Here is a 17,816-nt window from a genome sequence, read left to right on the forward strand (position 1 = left end):
TTTGCGCGTCTTTCCTGCGAGGCCTCCCGAACGATCGGGAGTGGAAGAGGGGGAAAGCGATGATGGGCGGGATCACGATCTTTCGGACTGGAACCGTCCTGACGGCGGCCATGGCGGTGGTGGCCCCGGCGGTGGCGCAGGCCCAGGCCCGCTACCAGCTCCACATCCCCGCGCAGGACATGGAGGGTGCGCTCAAGGCGCTGGCCAATGCCACCCGCCAGCAAGTGGTGTTCCGCAGCGACACCGTGCGCGGCAAGCACAGCAATGCGCTCAAGGGCTCCTATACCGCCGAGGCCGCGGTCCTCGCACTGGTCCGCGGATCGGGGCTGAACGTGTCGCGCAGCGCGCGGGGCGTCTTCGTCGTGACCGCAGCGTCCGTGGCGTCGCAGGCCGCTCAATCCGACGAGGAGCAGCAGGGGCCGTCTGCGGCCGCTCCTGAGGATATCGTCGTCACCGGCACGCATATTCGCGGCGCGCCGGTCGCCTCTCCGGTGGTCCAGATCAGGCAGCAACAGATGCGCGAGGAGGGCCAGCGCGATCTCGGCGAGGTGATCCGCAATATCCCGAGCAACTATAATGGCGGGCAGAATCCGGGCGCCCGCTATCAGACGGGGAGCTTTTCCAACACCAATGTCTCCGGCTCCTCGGCGCTCAACCTGCGCGGGCTTGGGCCCGATGCCACGCTGACCCTGCTCAACGGGCGCCGCCTGGCCTATGACGGCACCGCCCAGGCGGTGGACATCTCGGCCATCCCGCTCGACGCCGTGTCGGAAATCCAGGTCGTGCCCGACGGCGCCTCGGCGCTGTACGGGTCGGACGCGGTGGCGGGCGTCGCCAATGTCATCCTCAAACGGGATTATGACGGGCTCGCCACCTCGGCCCGGCTCGGCGTCGCGACCGATGGCGGGGCATTCCAGCACGCCTATGAAATGGTCGCGGGGCGCCGCTGGAGTTCGGGTGGGGTGCTCGTCGCGCTGCAATATGATCGCCAGAACGAGTTGCGATCGGATCAGCGCGACTATACGCGCTATGTCGTCGGGCCCAACACGCTGCTCGATGCCGTGCGGCATTATGGCGGGCTGGTCACGGCGCACCAGAAGCTGACCGACGGACTGACCCTGAGCGTCGATGCGCTCTACAGCAACCGCTACAGCAACGGCGCCGAATATTCGACGCTCGACTATGCGGCGACCACCCGTTTCGGCAACGAGAATTACGCGATCTCGCCGGTCCTGACGCTTGGCCTGCCGGGGAACTGGACGGCGTCGGCGAGTGGTTTTGTCGGCGGCAACGATACCCACCGGTTCGACGATTATTTCGACAAGGTGACCGGCGAGAATCTGGGCGGCGAGGCTTATTTCCGGAATTTCGCCTATGGAGGCGAGGTCGATGCGGAAGGCCGGCTGCTGTCCTTGCCCGGCGGCGATGTGCGCGTCGCGATGGGCGCGGGTTATCGCTTCAATCGCCTGCGCGTGATCTCGGTCGGGTTGCCGACCGTCCTGGGCGGCGGGCGCAGCAATTATTACGGTTTCGGCGAGTTATCGGTACCGCTGGTGTCGGAAGCGAACGCGATCCCGCTGGTGCGGAAGCTCATCTTGTCGGGGGCGTTCCGCCACGAGGAATATGACCGGTTCGGCGGGGTGACGACACCCAAATTCGGCCTGGTCTATGCACCGTCGGAGGATATCGACTTCAAGCTGTCCTGGGGGCGATCGTTCAAGGCGCCGACACTCCGCAACGAGTTCCAGACCTTCAGCGTCTCGCTGCAGCGCGCCAGCTCCGCGGGCGGCACGGGCTATCCGGCCGATGCGATGATCTTGCTCACCTCGGGCGGCAATCAGGACTTGGGGCCGGAGCGGGCGCGGACCGTTTCCGCGACGGCCGAGTTTCATCCGCGCGCCCTGCCGGGCCTGCGACTCGCGGCGACCTGGTTCGATGTCGACTATACCGACCGGGTCGTCCAGCCGCTGCTGCTCGCCTCGCGGACTATCCTGAACAATCCGGTGCTCGCCGAATTCATCGACTATACGCCTACCCCGGCCGAGCAGGCCGCCGTGATCGCGCGCGACTACAACGGCCTCGGCAATTTCACCGGCGTTCCTTATGATCCGGCCAAGGTTGTCGCGATCGCCAACGGCACGCTGATCAACGCCACCAGCCAGCATATCCGCGGCGTCGACCTGGTCGGCAGCTACCTCTTCCCGCTGGCGGGGGGAACGGTGACGGTGTCGGGACAAGGGTCCTGGCTGACCAGCGACCAGCGCAACACCTCGGCCGCACCGGTGGCGAAGCTGGCGGGGCTCACCTTCAACCCGCCGCGATTTCGCGCGCGGGGCGGCCTGACCGGGCGCTATGGCGGTCTGACCGCGACGAGCTTCGTCAACTATGCCGGGCATCTGCTCGACCGCGCGACCACCCCCGCCATGCGCGGCGACGACATGACGACCATCGACCTGTCACTGTTGTGGAAACTGCCTGAACGACAGGGACTGTTGAACGGCATCGAGCTTTCGCTGTCGGTCCAGAACCTGGGCGACGCGCACCCGCCCTATCTCCGGCCGCTCGACGAGACCGCGATCAACTACGATTCCACCAACTATTCGCCGCTTGGCCGCTTCATCAGCTTTTCGATCCGCAAATCCTGGTAGCTGCGCCGCGGCAAAGGAGCAGAGACATGCCCGCCATATTGATCGCCCGCCCGTTACGCGCCGCGTTACTTGCCGCGACGATGCTTGCTTTACCATCGGCGGCACCGTCCCAGTCGGTCGACCTCGATGTGATCGCCCATATCGTCGACGAAGGCACGAGGCACAGCGAGGCGATGCCTACCGTACGCTATCTCGCCGACGTCATCGGTCCCCGGCTGACCAACTCGCCCGGCGCGCGCAAGGCGGAGGCCTGGACCCAGGAGCGGTTCCGCGCCTGGGGGCTGAGCAATGTGCGCAAGGAGGGATTCGATTTCGGCCGCGGCTGGTGGATGGAACGGTCGAGCGTGCGCATGCTCACGCCGCGCCCGATCCAGCTGACCGCGATCCCGATCAGCTGGACGCCCGCGACCGATGGGTCCGTTACCGCGCCGATCATCGTCGCGCCGATGGAGAAGGAAGCGGATTTCGCGCGGTGGCGCGGCAAGCTGGCGGGGCGGATCGTACTGATCTCGCCCGACAATGCGCGGACGCCGGTGGCCGCCAGCCGGCAATCGGCCGAGGACCTCGCCAAGTTCGATGAGTATAAGGAGCCAAGCTATGACCCCGGGGCCTCGGCGGCCTGGGTGGCGAAATATGTCAGCTTCCCGCGCGCGCTCGACCGCTTCCTCAAGGACGAGGGCGCGATCGCCTATGCGAAGATGACCCGCCTCGACGGCAAGCTGGTGATGGGCGACGGCAATCGCTACGCGGTCGGCGACACGCCCCTGTTGCCCGGCGTGGAGATCGCGGTGGAGGATTATCGCCGCCTCGTCCGGCTGGCCGAGATCGGCCCGCCGCCCACGCTCGAGATCGACAGCCGGGTGCATTATGACGACAGCGACATCCAGGCGTACAATATCTTCGCCGACATCCCCGGCAGCGACGGCAAGGCGGGCTATGTCATGGCCGGCGCGCATCTCGATAGCGCCGCCCCCGCCGATGGCGCCTCCGATGACGGCGCGGGCGTCGCGATGGTGATGGAGGCGGCGCGCATCCTGGCGAAGATGCCGCGGCCCAGGCGCAGCATCCGCTTTGTGCTATGGGGTGCGGAGGAGCAGGGGCTGCTTGGCAGCATCGCCTATGTCGACAAATATCTCGGGTCGCGCGGCAGCGTGGATCCGCAGGTGACAGGCCTCGCCCGTCTGCTCACCTGGAGCGATCGCTGGCCAGTCACCAAGCGGCCCGGCTGGGGCGATCTCTCGGCCTATTTCAATCTGGACAATGGATCGGGCAAGATCCGCGGCCTCTATGCCGAAAGCAATCTTGCGGCGGTGCCGGTGTTCCAGGCCTGGCTGGCACCGTTCGCGTCGATGGGGGCGTCGACCGTGGCGATCCAGGGCAGCGGCGGCTCGGACCAGGATTTCATGCAGATGGTCGGCGTGCCCGGCTTCCAGTTCATCCAGGACTGGAACGATTATGGCCGGCTGCACCACACCTCGATGGACACCTATGACCATCTCGATCCGGCGGACATCCGCCAGGCATCGGTCGTCCTTGCCGGCGTGCTGTGGAGCGCGGCCAATGCCGACAAGCCGGTGCCCCGCCGCCCGATGCCGACCAGACCGACGGTGGCCGATCCGGTGCCGTGGCTGAAGACCGACGCCAGCCCCTGACGGCGATTCTTGCCGTTGGCGCGGCGCTGGGCCAAGAAAGGCGGGAGGGCCGACGGGGGATTTCTTGCGGCCGCGATATTTTTCCGGAAAGACCCGCATGCGCCGCTTCGCCATCCCGATCCTGCTGCTCTTCGCCGCCGTGCCGTTGTCGGCTGCCGCGCCCGACAAGGGCTGGGTCACGATCAGCGACCGCAATGCACTGATCGTCGCCGAGGCGCAGGCCAAGTTCGATCCTGAATCGGCATCGCAGAACGGCATGACCGCCTATGACGGGCTGGCGACCGATCTCGGGCCCAAGCTGGACGAACGCACTGCCGAGGCGATGGGCAAGGTCCTCGCGAACCTCCGACAAAAACTGGCGAGCGAAAAGGATGCCAATGTCCGGCAGGATCTGGAGATCATGATCCGGTCGATCGAATCCGATCTTGAGGGCACGCGCCTGCGGCGCAAATATTTCCTGTCCTGGATCGACGCGCCCAGAGCGATGTTCGGCGGGATCAAGGGGCTGCTCGACGACCAGGTGGTGCCCGAGCGGCGGCAAAAGGCGGTGGAACTGCTGCGTCGCTATGTCGGGGACTATCCCGGCACGACGCCGCTGACCGATCTGGCCAGAGCGCGCTTCGCCGAGACGCGCAAGGCCGGGCTGCTCGGGCCCGACAAGGTCGCGCTGGACAATGCGCTGACCAATGCCGGGACCTATGCGCAGGGCATCCGCAAGTTGTTCGCGAAGTACAAGATCGCCGGCGCCGAGGCGGCGCTGGCCAAGCTCGACAAGCAGATCGCCGATTATACGGCGTGGGAGCGCGCCGAGGTGCTGCCGTTGGCGCGCACCGATTTCCGCCTTCCGCCCGAGGTCTATGCCTATAGGCTGAAGCAGTTCGGCATCGATATCGACCCGCGCCTGCTGATCCAGCAGGCGCAGATCGAGTTCGCCGAGACGCGCGCGGCGATGACCGCGCTGGCGCCCTTGGTCGCGAAGGAAAAGGGGTTGAAGGGCGGCAGCTATGCCGACGTCATCCGCCAGTTGAAGCAGGCAACCATCCCCAACGACAAGCTCGAGGCGAGCTATGCCGAGGTGATCCGTGCCAACGAAGCCGCGATCAAGCGCGAGCGCATCGTCGATCTGCCCGACCGGCCGATGCAGATGCGGCTCGCCAGCGAAGCTGAGTCGGCGGCGTCGCCAGCGCCGCACATGGAGCCGCCGCCGCTGATCGGCAACAAGGGCGAGCGCGGCACCTTTGTGCTGCCGCTGAGTGTGGCGGCGTCAGGCCCGGACGCGACCTATGACGATTTCAACTTCCCTTCGGCGCAGTGGACCGTCGCCGCGCATGAGGGGCGTCCGGGGCATGAGCTGCAGTTCACCGCCCTGGTCGAACGCGGCGTGTCGCAAGCGCGGATCTATTTCGCGTTCACCAGCGTCAATGTCGAAGGCTGGGCGCTGTACGCCGAGGCCGAGGCGCTGCCCTATCATCCCCTGGATGGGCAGTTGATGGCGCTGCAGGCGCGACTGCTGCGCGCAGGCCGGGCGATGCTCGATCCGATGCTCAATCTCGGACTGATCTCGAAGGAGGACGCGCGGCGCATCCTGCTCGAACAGATCGTCGCTTCGCCGGCGATGGCGAAGCAGGAGATCGAACGCTACACGTCGCGCGCGCCGGGCCAGGCGGGCAGCTATTTCTACGGCTATACCCGTATCCTGCGCATCCGCATGGATACCGAGCTGGCGCTGGGCGCCAAGTTCGACCGGCTGGCGTTCAACAATTTCCTGCTCGACCAGGGGCTGTTGCCGCCGGACCTGCTGGCCAAGGCAGTGGCGGAGCAATTCGTGCCGGCGCAGAAGGCAAAATAACGAAGGCGCCGGACCTCTGGCTAGGTCCGGCGCCACCGTTTCGATCGATCGGCTTATTTGGCCGAACCGCGGGCCGCTTCCTCGATGATCGAGGCGACGACGGCCGGCTTCGAGACATAGATGGCGTGGCTGCCGGCCGCTTCCTGGACCTTGGCCCCCGCACGCGCTGCCATCTGCCGCTGAGCTGCCGGCGGGATCATCTTGTCCTCGCTGGCGACCAGGTACCAGCTCGGCTTCACGCGCCAGGCCGGGTTGGTGACTGCGCCCGCCAGCGCCTCGACGCCCCAGGGCACCTGCGAGTCAGCCATGAACTGCGCGACATCGGGGCGGACGTCGGCGGCGAAGGAGGCAGCGAACTTGCCGCTGTCGAGGAACAGATAGCCATCCTTGGGCGGCAGGATCGGCGGCACCGGGGCGCCCGGTACGGGGTTGGCGATCAGCGAGCCGACCGACTCGCCCTTGTCCGGCGCGAAGGCGGCGATGTAGACGACGCCGGCGACCTTGGGATCGGTACCGGCTTCGGACACCACCACGCCGCCATAGCTGTGGCCGACCAGGATGACCTTGCCGTCGGCCGCGGCGATCGCGCGCTTCGTGACGGCGACGTCGTCGGCCAGCGAATTGGTCGGGTTCTGGACGATCGTCACCTTGTAGCCGTCCTTCTTCAGGATCTGATACACGTCCTGCCAGCCGGAGCCGTCGACGAAGCCGCCATGCACGAGCAGGACCGACTTGATGGGATTGCCGGCCCCCTGGGCCATGGCGGGAGCCGTGCCGAGAGCGAGCGTGGCAGCGGCGGCGAGCATCTTGAACTTGGTCATCTTCAGTCTCCTTCCATTTTGTTACTGCGATATTTCTTATCGCGATAATCATTAAATAGGAGCAGTTTTTGCCCTTGTCAAAGGCAAATTTATCGCGATATGCATTTTTGTGATAATGGACTGATTTGGAAGCGAGAATTTGATGACCGACCCAGGCAAGGAGCCGCTGCCGCTCGACGCGCAGCTCTGTTTTTCGCTCTATTCGACCACGATCGCGATCAACCGGCTCTACAAGCCGATGCTCGATTCGCTGGGCGTGACCTATCCGCAATATCTCGTGCTCAGCACCTTGTGGGAGGAAGATGGCCAGACGATCTCGGCGATCGCCGACCGGCTCGCACTCGAGCCGAGTACGATCACGCCGCTGATGAAGCGGCTTGAAGCGGCCGGCTTCGTCGATCGCCGGCGCAACCCGCAGGACGAACGCCAGGTGCAGGTGTTCCTGACCGAGAAGGGACGCGGGCTGCGCGCCCGGACCTCGTGCCTGACCGATACGCTGCTGGAGAATTCCCGGCTGACGGTGTCGGACATGATCGCCCTGAACGAGGCAGTGCAGCGATTGCGCGACGCGCTGACGGGCAAGGATGCGTAAAGGCTATCCCTTCACCCCGATCATCCCGGTCTGCTTGCCCGCCGCCTCGGCCTGGTCGGCCTTGCCGAATTTGGCGAAGGTCGCCTGGGCGGCGGCATGGCTTGCCTCGCTGAACTCGGCCGAGCGCGCCTTCCATTCATCATAGGATTCGTCGCGGCGTGCGTTGGCGCCCGAGAAATGGGGCACGACGAAGCGCATATAGAGTTCGTAGGATTTCCTGGTCTGCTCCCAGTCCGCCCAGTCATGCGCCTGGTGGAGGAAGCCGCCGAAATGGCCCTGCTTCTCGCGCAGCTGTTCGAGCACCTTGATCGCGTCGTCCGGCGTGCCGATCACGATATGGCCGGAATCGAGCATCACATCGACCGGATCGCGCGTGCCGAATTCGCCGTAGCGGCCTGGCGTCAGCGTGCGGGCATATTCGATATATTTCTCAAGCCCGAAACGGACATTCTCGCGCGCCTTTTCGCGGGTTTCGGCGATGTGCATCGGGCCCATCAGGCGCAACTTGTTGCGGTTCATGATGTTGCCGTGCTCGGCCGCCGAATCCATCGCGACCTTCCAGTTGACGTCCAGCACGTTGAACCCGCCGCGCGGATCGGTCGCGGCGACGCAGAGCATCATGAGATTGTGCTTGCCGGCGAGCTTGCCGCCCGATGGCGTGGCGGCACTGGCCACCGCGATTTCGGGGCGCGGCTGGGTATAGGGCATCAGGTGCACGCGCGCGTTGACCAGATCATACCATTCGGTCTTCTCGGTCACCGTCTCGCCGGCGAGCAGGCGCAGGATGACGTCGAGCGATTCAGCCATGCGATCGCGCTGTTTCTTGGGATCGATGCCGAGCATCGCCGCGTCGGACACGAGCAGCCCGGGGCCAAAGCCGAACATCACCCGGCCACGCGTCTGGTGATCGAGCTGGATGATGCGGTTCGCGACCATCAGCGGCTGGTGATAGGGGAGCGAGATGACGCCGGTGCCGAAGCGCAGCGTCTTCGTCCGCTCCGCCGCGGCGGCGATGAACAGTTCGGGGCTGGCGATCGTCTCGAACCCGCCCGAATGATGCTCGCCGATCCACGCCTCGTCGAAGCCGAGCCTGTCCAGCCATTCCATCAATTCGAGATCGCGGTGGATCAGGCTGTTGGGGTTCTCGTCGACGGCGTGGAGCGGCGCGAGGAAGATGCCGTGGCGCATATTGGGGTTCGACATGGGTACCGACCGCTCCTGTTCACCGAGTCGCCGCGCGTGCCTTTTGAGGCGATTGTCGCGCCGTTTCCGCCGGATGACTATCAGGCTTTGATGTGCTGTAAAATGGAATATATCTCATAATACAAACTGCGTGGCGCATCAGAGGTCGTCTGGGCCGGCGATGATCGAGCGGTCGTGCAGGGCGCCGATCGCGCCCGAGGAGAGGCCGAGCAGGTCGGCCAGAACGGCATCGGTATCCTGGCCGAGTACCGGGCCGGCGAGCGGCGGGATCGCCGCGACGGCGGAGAAATCGATCGGCGTGCGGGCGGTCAGGGTGCGGCCGAGGGCGCGGTGCTCGACATCGGCGAACATCGGATTGGCGGGCGAGACACGCGGGTCCTCGGCGAGCATCTGCCCGACATCCTGATACGGGCCCCAGCAGGCGCGGGCGGCGTCGAGATCGGTGCTGGCCTGATCCAGCGTGCGCGCGTCGAACCAGGGGCGGAGCCAGGAGACGATCGCCTCGCGCGCCTCGAAACGATCGGCCTCCAGCGTCAGGTCGACGCCGTTCGCTTGCTGGTACGCGGAGACGGCATCGTCGATGCCGGTCGCCCGAACCAGTGTCTGCCATTGGCCGGCGCTGACCGCGGCGACCATCAGGCGGCGGCCGTCCGATGTCTCGAAGTCATGGCCGAAGGCGCCGTAGATATGGTTGCCGTGGCGTGCGCGCGCGGAATCGTTGATCTGATGTTCGGCGAGATAGCCGAGATCGCTGACCACCGCGAAGGCGACATCGGAGAGTGCGATGCGGATGCGCTGGCCCTCGCCGGTCAGGCGGCGATGGCGCTCGGCGGCGAGGATCGCCGTCGCCATGCTCATACCGGCGAGCAGGTCCCACGCAGGCAGGACATGGTTGACCGGCGCGTCCGATCCTTGCGGGCCGGTGAGGCCGGGAAAGCCCGCCGCGCAGTTCACGGTATAGTCGAGCGCAGAGGAGCCGTCGTGATTGCCGACGATCGTCGCCATGATCAGGTCGGGACGGAGCGCACGAAGCGCCGCGTCGGCGAGCCAGCCGGTCGCGGGCAGGTTGGTCGCGAAGATGCCGCCATTCTCGCCCGGCGCGGCGATGATTGCCCGGGCGAGTTCGCGGCCTTCCTCGCTGCGAATGTCGATGCGGACAGATTTCTTGCCCTTGTTGAGCCCCGCCCAATAGAGGCTGCGGCCCTTGGCCGTGACCGGCCAGCGGCGGTAATCCAGCCCGCCGCCGATCGCGTCGATGCGGATCACCTCGGCGCCCAGTTCGGCCAGCGTCATCGTCGCATAGGGGCAGGCGATGAACGCGGCGCATTCGGCGATGCGCAGGCCGTGCAGGATGCCGGGCATGATCCCTCCGTCGAAGTCGAGTTCCGCATAACAGGCGTCGGCGCGCATGCGGCAGAAACTTTGTAATGTCCCGGAAGACAATTCGTCATTGTTGCGATCGGCGCGACGCGTGATAGTCGCCCGCCATGGCGGTTCCCATCGATCCCGAAATCCTCGCAGCACGGGCGGCCCAGACGACGCGCTTCCCCGTGTTCGAGCTGACGGCCGTGCCACCGGCCGAGGCGCGGGCGCGGATGAACGCGGCGTCCGCCTGGTTCAACGATGGCCTGCCCGAGATGGGCGGCGTGGAGGAGCATCGTATCCGGGGCGCGGGCGGATTGATCCGCCTGCGCATCTACACGCCCTTCGCGGCAACGACACGCGGCGGCATTTTCTATCTTCATGGCGGCGGCTGGTTCGCTGGCGATGTCGACACGCATGACCGCATGCTGCGCATGCTCGCGCAGCAAAGCGGGGCGGTGCTGTTCAGCGTCGACTATCGCTTGTCGCCCGAGCATCCGCATCCAGCGGCGCTGAACGATTGCCTGGCGGCATGGGATTGGATCGAGAAGCGTGCCAAGCGCTACGCGCTCGATCCGGCGCGCTTCGCCTTTGCCGGGGACAGCGCGGGGGCGAATCTGGCGCTCTCGCTGGCGATCCGGCTGCGTGATGCAGGGCGGGTGACGCCGGTCGGATGCGCGTTGCTCTATGGCTGTTTTGCGCCGGGGCTGGACACCGGGAGCGCGCGGACCTTCGGAGCCGGGGGCTATGGCCTGACGGCTGAACGGATGGAATGGTATTGGGGGCAGTATCTCGGCACTGCGAAGGATAAGCCGCCGGTCGAAGCAACGCCTTTAAATGCCGATCTCGCAGGACTGCCGCCGATCTTCCTGGGGGTTGCAGAGGCGGATACGGTAGCGGACGACAGCCGTTTATTGCTGGAGCGGCTGGCGGCGGCAGGGGTGCCGGCGGAGATGGCAGTGTGGGCAGGCGCGGTCCACGGCTTCCTGCAGATGACGCGCGACGTGGCGCTGGCGCGAGATGCGGTCGACGAGGTGGCGCACGCTATCCGGGAATGGATCGTCTAGTCTTGGCGGAAAGGCGGGGCGGCGGTGCCGCCCCGCCGTCCGGTCAGGGCTTCAGGCCCTTTGCCATGTTGAGATGGGCCGTCACGGTCGGGACCAGCCCGGTCGCGAAGGTCTTCAATGCGGGGACGTCGCCGGTCGCCGAATAGCTTTTCACCGCGTCGAGCGTCGCCTGGTGCGCGGCGACCTGGTCGGCTGCGTAGCCCGCATCGAAATCGGCGCCGGTCTTGGCCTTGAGCGCGTCGAGCTTTTGCTGCTGCTCGGCCGTCAGGGTCGGGTCGGGCGTGATCGCCGGCGTGGCGCCGGCCGCGGCTGCCGTCAGCTTGGCGGTCGAGCCGGTATGGGCGTCGATCATCTTCTGCGCGAAGGACTTGATCGCGGCGGACTTCGACACGGTCTGGGCGAGCTGCGATTCAGCGATCTCGAACGCGTCGCTGGAGGCGGCGGCGTTGGCGAAGGCCTGACCCGGGCTGAGGACCGGCGTCGTCACATTGGTATCGACCGTCAGCGAGTCGGCCTGGGTGGTGACGCTGTTCGTCGTGGTGCTCGTCTCGGTCTTCGACCCGCCGCACCCGGCGAGCGCGAGTGCGCTTCCCGCCAGCAACGCAATAATTGTGTAGCGCATCATCCTTACTCCTGCTGATCGCGCGCTGAGGCGCCCCGCGCACAAACTTCCGGCGACGGACGATCGTTCCGCGCCATGATGTTTATCGGGGTGATGGCAGCCGGGGACCTTTTTGCGTCGGCCCCCGTTCTAACGGGCACGCGGCCCGGCCGGTCGAAGGACGTCAACAAGGAGATGAGCAATGGGCATTTTCGGCAGCATCATGGACAAGATATTTCATCACAAGGCCGCTGCCCCGCAGGCCGCGCCCGCCGCTCCCGCTGCGGCGCCGGCCGCTCCTGCCCCGGTGGCGCCGGCGGCACCTGCCCCCGCCCCCCAGAATGTCGATGTCGGCGCGGTGCTCGGCGAGATGGCGTCGCTGAAGGGCGGCGGCGGCAACTACCAGACGTCGATCGTCGACCTGCTGAAACTGCTCGATCTCGATTCCAGCCTTTCCGCGAGAAAGGAACTGGCGGAAGAGCTTGGCGTGAGCGGTGAGGACGGCAGCGCCGAGAAGAATATCGCGCTCCACAAGGCGGTGATGGCCAAGCTTGCGGAGAATGGCGGCGTGGTGCCGGACAGCCTGCGCAACTGAACCGTTGGGAGGCCGGCGGCGCTGGCTGCCGGCCTTAATCCTCGAGGTACCGGATCCGCACTGGATCCGACCCATATTGCGCGTCGCGGATGCGGATCGCCTGGCGCACGCCATGCTCCTTCACGTCCGCGCGCCATTTCTGGCGGCCGGGGCCTTGCGACAGGTGCGCGCGGGCATCGGCTTCAAGCGCGAAACCCTGCGCCATCTTTGCGCCTGACAGGTCCATCGCAACGTTGACAATGCGTTTCTGCGCGGCGCTGATCTCCGGGTCGAGGATCGCGATGCGCTTCGCCAGTGCTTCGACCTCGGCATCGAGTTCTGCCGCCGGGACGGCATCGAGCACCATGCCGATGCGCGCGGCGTCCTTGCCGGTCACGCTGTCGCCGGTGAGCAGCAGGCGCTTCGCCCATTGCGGACCGACATGGTAGAACCAGTAATTGACCGGCGGCGAGCCGATGCCGCGCGCGCCGGGATGGCCGATCAGCGCGTCGTCCGCGGCGATGACGATGTCGCAGCACAGCGCCAGCTCCGCACCACCCGCCAGCGTGCGGCCCTGGATCTTGGCGATCACCGGTTTGTGGATCTCGGGGATGATCAGCATCTTCCCCATCTTGCGCTGCATCGTCCATATATCGTCGTCGAAGGTGCCGATGCGGGTGCGGTACTTGCCCTCGGTATCGGCCTGGTTGGCCGGGTTGGAGCCGAAGCCGAGATCGTACCCCGCGCAGAAATCCTGCCCGGCGCCCTGTAATATGATGACATGCACGCTGGTGAGGTCATCCGCCTCGAGCATCGCGTCATGGACTTCCTGGATCAGCTCGGGGGAGAGCGCGTTGCGCTTCTCCGGCCGGTTCATCGTGATGGTCGCGATCCGATCCTTCACCTCGAAGGTGATGAAGTCCTCAGACTTCAGCCATTTCGCCATGAGCGCTCTCCATTGGAACTGAGGTGTCGGACCGGACGATCAGCGCGTCCACCGCGATCGCGCCGTCGGGACGGCAGATCACCGGATTGACGTCGACCTCCGCAATGCGATCGGCCTGGTCGAAGGCGAGTTCGGAAACCGCGACGATGATGCGTTCGATCGCCGCGATGTCCACCGGTGGCGAACCGCGGAAGCCGGTGAGGAGCCTGTAGCCCTTGAGGCGGCGCAGCATTGCGGCCGCCTGGTCGCGGTTCACCGGGGCAAGCTCGGCCGCTGAATCCTTGATCAGCTCGACCATGATACCGCCCAGGCCGACCACGATCATCGGGCCGAAGGTCGGATCGTTCTGCGCGCCGACGACTAGTTCGAGGCCCTTGGCGATCATCGGCTGGACGAGCGCGCCGGCGATATAGGGCGCTGGCTCGACGCGCGCGGCGGCGGCCATGATCTCGGCATAGGCGGTGCGCACGGCGTACTCGTCGGTGAGCCCGAGGCGGACGACGCCGGCCTCGGTCTTGTGCGCGATGTCGGGGGATTCGACCTTGAGCACGACCGGGAAGCCGAGCGCGGTCGCCGCGTCCACCGCCGCGTCCGCGCTGTGGACGATCAGATCCTTCGCGACGGGCACGCCGTAGCTGGCGAGCACGGCCTTGGCCTCGCGCTCGGTCAACCGGTCGCCGGCGACGCGGAGCAGAGCGCCGGCATCGGGATTGCCGCCGGCGATGCGGGCACGGGGCGGTGGTGCTGAAAGAGCGGCAGCCCATTCATGCCAGGCAGCGAGCGTGCGGAAACATTGGCCGGTCGAGCGGAACAGCGCCACATGCGGATCGGCCTCGCATTGCTCGGCGCCGGGGCCGCTGGTCCATTCGGACATCCAGGACAGGCAGACCGGCTTGCCCGCCGCCCCGGCCAGGTCGGAGAACATCGTCACGTTGCGCGGGGTCATCGCCTCGCTGATGCTCGGCGCCATCACCACCAGCGCGCTGTAGGACGGATCGGCGAGCAATGCCCCGGCGCAAGCGGCATAGGAGGCGGGGATGGTCGCGACCTGGGCGGTGATGTCGCACGGGTTGGTCGGCGATCCGAAATCGGGGACGTTCGCTTCCAGCACCGCACGGGTTTCGGGCGCCGGGAGGGGCATGGGCATGCCAGCCGCCTCGGCCTTGTCGAGCGTGATGACGCAGGCGCCACCCGAGGCCGCGACCGCCGCGACACCCCCGGCCTTGGGCAGCCCGGCCTTCGCGAAGAAGGCAGCCATCGGGTAAAGGTCCTCGATATTGTCGGCCTTGATGATGCCGACGCGGCGATAGGCGGCGTCATAGGCCGCGTTCGATCCGGCAAGCGTGCCGGTGTGCGACATCGCCGCCTGGGCCGATGCCGCGCCGGTCGCGATCTTGTACATGACGATCGGCTTGCCCGCGCCGCGCGCCGCCTCGCCGGCCTGGAGCAGGCGCTCGCCATGCTTCAGCCCTTCGGCGATGCAGGTGATGACCCGGCAATCGGGATCGCCGGCGAGAAAGCTCAGATAGTCGCACACATCGACGTCGCAGCTGTTGCCCGCGGCGAGGAAATGACTGAACGCGCCGCCGCGCTCGGTCACCTGGGCAAGCGCCTGACCGAGCCCGCCGGATTGCGAGACGAGACCGATCGGCCCCTGCCGCCCCGGCGATGCGCCGTACCGGCCGGAGAAGCTGAGCCCGGCCCGCGAGATGTTGTTGATCAGGCCGAAGCAATTGGGCCCGACGATGCGCATGTCGGCCGCGCGGCCGATATCGGCGACGCGCTGCTGGAGGGCGATACGGTCGGGAAGCGCGGTTTCGGCGAAACCCGAGGCATAGATGATGCACCCGCCGACACCGGCCACGGCGCATTGCGTCACCACGGCCTCGACCGCCTCCATCGGCACGGCGAGGACGGCGCAATCCACCGGCTCAGGGATATCGGCGAGGGTCGCGAAACATTGCACGCCGTGGATCACGCCGCCATTCGGGTTCACGCCGTAGATGCGACCGCTGAAATGCGCGAGGTTGGCGGCGGTCCGGGCGCCGAACGAGGTCTCGGTGCGCGAGAGGCCGATGATCGCGACCGTCTCCGGCGCGATCAGGCGCTTCATCTCGACATGGGTATAGACCGCGCGGCGCATCAGCGCAGACCCGTCGGAATCTGGTTGAACGGCAGGCCTTTGTCGGCGCGGACATCGCCGGGCAGCCCGAGCACGCGCTCGGCGATGATGTTGCGCAATATCTCGTCTGTGCCGCCGGCGATTCGCTTGCTCGGGGCATAGAGCAGCGCCTGCTGGAACCAGCCATTCATCGCCGCAACGTCCGGGTCCGATATCGCGCCGGCCATGCCGATCAGGTCGATGCCGAAGGTCGCGATCTCCTGCAGCTTGGGCGCACTGACCAGCTTGCCGATCGAATTCTCCGGCCCCGGCGCCTTGCCGCGCGACAGCGCCGTCTGCGCGCGGAGGCGGGTGTATTTCAGGCCGGCGCTCTGGACATACCAGCGGGCGAGGCGTTCGCGCACCGCGCTGTCGTCGACCGCGCGCTTGCCGTCGAGATCCACGTTGCGGGCAAGTGCGAAGATATCCTCGAAGTCCGGCCCCTCGGCCCGGCCGACGGTGAAGCGCTCATTGGCGAGCATGGTCAGCGCGACCTTCCACCCCTCGCCGACCTTGCCGAGCCGCTGGCTGTCGGGGATGCGGACGTCGGTGAAGAACACCTCGCTGAAATTCGACGTGCCGGAGATTTGCCGGATCGGCCGGATCTCGATGCCCGGTATGCGCATGTCGACAATGAAGAAGGTCAGCCCCTGATGCTTGGGCAGGTCCGGGGCTGTCCGCGCGACCATCATGCCGAAATCGGCGAAATGCGCGTAGGAGGTCCAGATCTTCTGGCCGTTGATCACCCAGTCGCCGCCGTCCGCAACGGCGCGGGTGCGCAGCCCGGCGAGATCGGAACCGGCGGCGGGTTCGGAGAAGAGCTGGCACCACACTTCGTCGCCCATCAGCGCGGGGCGGGGATAGCGTGCGAGCTGTTCGGGCGTGCCGAAGCTCATCACGGTGGGCATCGCCATGCCGACGCCCTGGTTGAACACCGTGGTCGGCACGGCGTAGCGCTCTTCCTCCTGGCCAAAGATGATCTGCTGCATCGGCGTGCCCTCACGGCCGCCATATTCCTTCGGCCAGAGGATGCCGGCGAAACCTTTCTCCGCCTTGATGCGCTGCCAGGCCCTGGAGGCGGCGACATCCTCCGGCGTCATTGCCCGGCTGGTGACGCGGCCCTGCTTGAGCGGCATGTGCGCGTCGAGGAACGCGCGGGCCTGGGCGCGGAAGGCGGCTTCTTCGGGGGTGTCGCTGAAGTCCATCTCAGGCGGCCTCATCCAGCCGGTCGATCAGGCGGTCGCGCCAGTAGTGCGCGCTGCCCATGACCAGCGCCAGTTCTCGGGCGCGGCGGTAATAGAGGTGACAGTCGGACTCCCAGGTGAAGCCCATGCCGCCATGGGTCTGGATATTCTCCTTGGCGGCGAGGCTGAACGCGTCGATCGCGGCGAGCCGCGCGGCGGCGGCGGCGACGGGGAGTTCGGGCGCGTCATTCTCCAGCGCCCAGGCGCCGTACCAGGCATTGGATCGCGCCAGTTCGAGCGCGACATAGATGTCCGCAAGCTTGTGCTTGATCGCCTGGAAGGACGCGATCGAGCGGCCAAAGGCATAACGCTCCTTGGCGAACTCGACCGCCATGTCGAGCGCCGCCTGCGCCCCGCCGACCTGTTCGAAGGCGGTGAGGATCGCGGTACGCTCGAGCAGACGCTGGACGTCGTCCCAGCCCTGCGCGCCGTCGAGCCGCTCGGCTTCGGCATTGTCGAGGGTCAGGCGGATGCTGTGGCGGATCAGGTCGAGCGCCTCCAGCGGTTCACGGGTGACACCGGGTTGGTCGAGCTTGACGACCCACAGGCCATCCCTGGCGACGACGACGCAGAGATCGGCGATGTCGCCATCGATCACCGGAAGCTTGGTCCCAGTAAGGCCGCTCGCAAAGCTGGTCGTAAGAGCAGCTTCGCGCGGGTCGCCCGGGCCCTCCGCCAGCGCGACGCAGCCGATCGTCGCGCCGCTCGCGAGACCGGGCAGCCAGCGCTCGCACTGCGCATCGCTGCCGAACAGCAGGATCGCCTCGGCCGCCTGCTGGATCGAGGAGGCGAAGGGTATGGGCACCAGCGCACTGCCCATCTCCTCGGCGATCATGCACAGGGCCTCATAGCCGAGACCCGACCCGCCGAAACGTTCCGGGATGGCCACGCCGAGCCAGCCCATCTCCCCGATCGACCGCCAAAAGGTCCGGTCGAACGGCGCGCCGGCATCGACCGCCCGGCGAACGCTGCCGTGCGGGAAAGTGTCGCGCAATATCCTGCGGACCTCTTCGCGCATCAGCGTCACATCTTCGGAAAAGTCGAAATTCATCGCCTGTCTGGCACCCGTTCCATCGTGTTTCGGGCATCCGGCAAA

The 17,816-nt window shown here is 66.6% G+C and carries 14 protein-coding genes; 6 read left to right on the forward strand and 8 right to left on the reverse strand.

The window, feature by feature from the left end:
• Window positions 1-59: 59 nt before the first annotated feature.
• The 3 genes from AC1RT8_RS11100 (at window position 60) to AC1RT8_RS11110 (ending at window position 6,149) form a co-directional block, all read left to right on the forward strand.
• The gene (locus tag AC1RT8_RS11100) at window positions 60-2,648 is read left to right on the forward strand and encodes a TonB-dependent receptor domain-containing protein (RefSeq protein WP_493075700.1); all 2,589 of its coding nucleotides are present in this window, start codon (window positions 60-62) and stop codon (window positions 2,646-2,648) included.
• A 26-nt stretch (window positions 2,649-2,674) separates the two neighbouring features.
• The gene (locus tag AC1RT8_RS11105) at window positions 2,675-4,300 is read left to right on the forward strand and encodes a M20/M25/M40 family metallo-hydrolase (protein ID WP_493075701.1); all 1,626 of its coding nucleotides are present in this window, start codon (window positions 2,675-2,677) and stop codon (window positions 4,298-4,300) included.
• 97 nt (window positions 4,301-4,397) lie between these two features.
• Window positions 4,398-6,149, forward strand: coding sequence for a DUF885 domain-containing protein (locus AC1RT8_RS11110; RefSeq protein WP_493075702.1), 1,752 nt, complete (start codon window positions 4,398-4,400; stop codon window positions 6,147-6,149).
• A gap of 53 nt (window positions 6,150-6,202) precedes the next feature.
• On the opposite strand, the gene AC1RT8_RS11115 is transcribed toward AC1RT8_RS11110, so the two are convergent.
• Window positions 6,203-6,970, reverse strand: coding sequence for an alpha/beta hydrolase (locus AC1RT8_RS11115; RefSeq protein ID WP_493075703.1), 768 nt, complete (start codon window positions 6,968-6,970; stop codon window positions 6,203-6,205).
• Between the two features lie 142 nt (window positions 6,971-7,112).
• Between AC1RT8_RS11115 and AC1RT8_RS11120 the strand changes: the two genes are divergently transcribed.
• Window positions 7,113-7,562 (forward strand): MarR family winged helix-turn-helix transcriptional regulator, encoded by a 450-nt coding sequence (locus AC1RT8_RS11120; protein WP_493075704.1) that lies wholly within the window; start codon window positions 7,113-7,115, stop codon window positions 7,560-7,562.
• A gap of 3 nt (window positions 7,563-7,565) precedes the next feature.
• Here AC1RT8_RS11120 and AC1RT8_RS11125 read toward each other — a convergent pair whose 3' ends face one another.
• Together AC1RT8_RS11125 and AC1RT8_RS11130 are read right to left on the reverse strand one after the other, a co-directional pair.
• Window positions 7,566-8,765 carry an LLM class flavin-dependent oxidoreductase gene (locus AC1RT8_RS11125; protein ID WP_493075705.1) on the reverse strand — a complete coding sequence of 400 codons (1,200 nt, stop codon included), beginning with the start codon at window positions 8,763-8,765 and terminating at the stop codon, window positions 7,566-7,568.
• A gap of 138 nt (window positions 8,766-8,903) precedes the next feature.
• Entirely contained in the window at window positions 8,904-10,175 is a 1,272-nt protein-coding gene (locus AC1RT8_RS11130; protein WP_493075706.1) for a CoA transferase, read from the reverse strand.
• A 77-nt stretch (window positions 10,176-10,252) separates the two neighbouring features.
• Here AC1RT8_RS11130 and AC1RT8_RS11135 point away from each other — a divergent pair, with 77 nt between their 5' ends.
• A complete protein-coding gene (locus tag AC1RT8_RS11135; RefSeq protein ID WP_493075707.1) occupies window positions 10,253-11,194 on the forward strand; it encodes an alpha/beta hydrolase in 942 nt (313 codons plus the stop codon).
• 43 nt (window positions 11,195-11,237) lie between these two features.
• Here the strand turns inward: AC1RT8_RS11135 and AC1RT8_RS11140 are convergent, their stop codons facing one another.
• Entirely contained in the window at window positions 11,238-11,816 is a 579-nt protein-coding gene (locus tag AC1RT8_RS11140; protein ID WP_493075708.1) for a DUF4142 domain-containing protein, read from the reverse strand.
• 181 nt (window positions 11,817-11,997) lie between these two features.
• Here AC1RT8_RS11140 and AC1RT8_RS11145 point away from each other — a divergent pair, with 181 nt between their 5' ends.
• Entirely contained in the window at window positions 11,998-12,390 is a 393-nt protein-coding gene (locus AC1RT8_RS11145) for a DUF3597 family protein (protein ID WP_493075709.1), read from the forward strand.
• Between the two features lie 34 nt (window positions 12,391-12,424).
• On the opposite strand, the gene AC1RT8_RS11150 is transcribed toward AC1RT8_RS11145, so the two are convergent.
• From AC1RT8_RS11150 to AC1RT8_RS11165, 4 genes are read right to left on the reverse strand one after another with little or no spacing between them, the layout of a single operon-like run.
• Window positions 12,425-13,315, reverse strand: a complete 891-nt coding sequence (locus AC1RT8_RS11150) for a crotonase/enoyl-CoA hydratase family protein (RefSeq protein WP_493075710.1) — start codon at window positions 13,313-13,315, stop codon at window positions 12,425-12,427.
• Window positions 13,293-15,458: an acetate--CoA ligase family protein gene (locus AC1RT8_RS11155; protein WP_493075711.1), complete on the reverse strand. Its 2,166-nt coding sequence runs from the start codon at window positions 15,456-15,458 to the stop codon at window positions 13,293-13,295. The genes AC1RT8_RS11150 and AC1RT8_RS11155 overlap by 23 nt, the downstream gene beginning before the upstream one ends.
• Entirely contained in the window at window positions 15,458-16,696 is a 1,239-nt protein-coding gene (locus AC1RT8_RS11160; protein WP_493075712.1) for an acyl-CoA dehydrogenase family protein, read from the reverse strand. Before AC1RT8_RS11160 ends, AC1RT8_RS11155 begins: the two co-directional genes overlap by 1 nt.
• Complete coding sequence (locus tag AC1RT8_RS11165) at window positions 16,683-17,771, reverse strand: acyl-CoA dehydrogenase family protein (protein ID WP_493075713.1); 1,089 nt, start codon at window positions 17,769-17,771, stop codon at window positions 16,683-16,685. Before AC1RT8_RS11165 ends, AC1RT8_RS11160 begins: the two co-directional genes overlap by 14 nt.
• Window positions 17,772-17,816 lie beyond the last annotated feature (45 nt).

The organism is Sphingomonas sp. GW821-FHT10F11 (assembly GCF_058809095.1).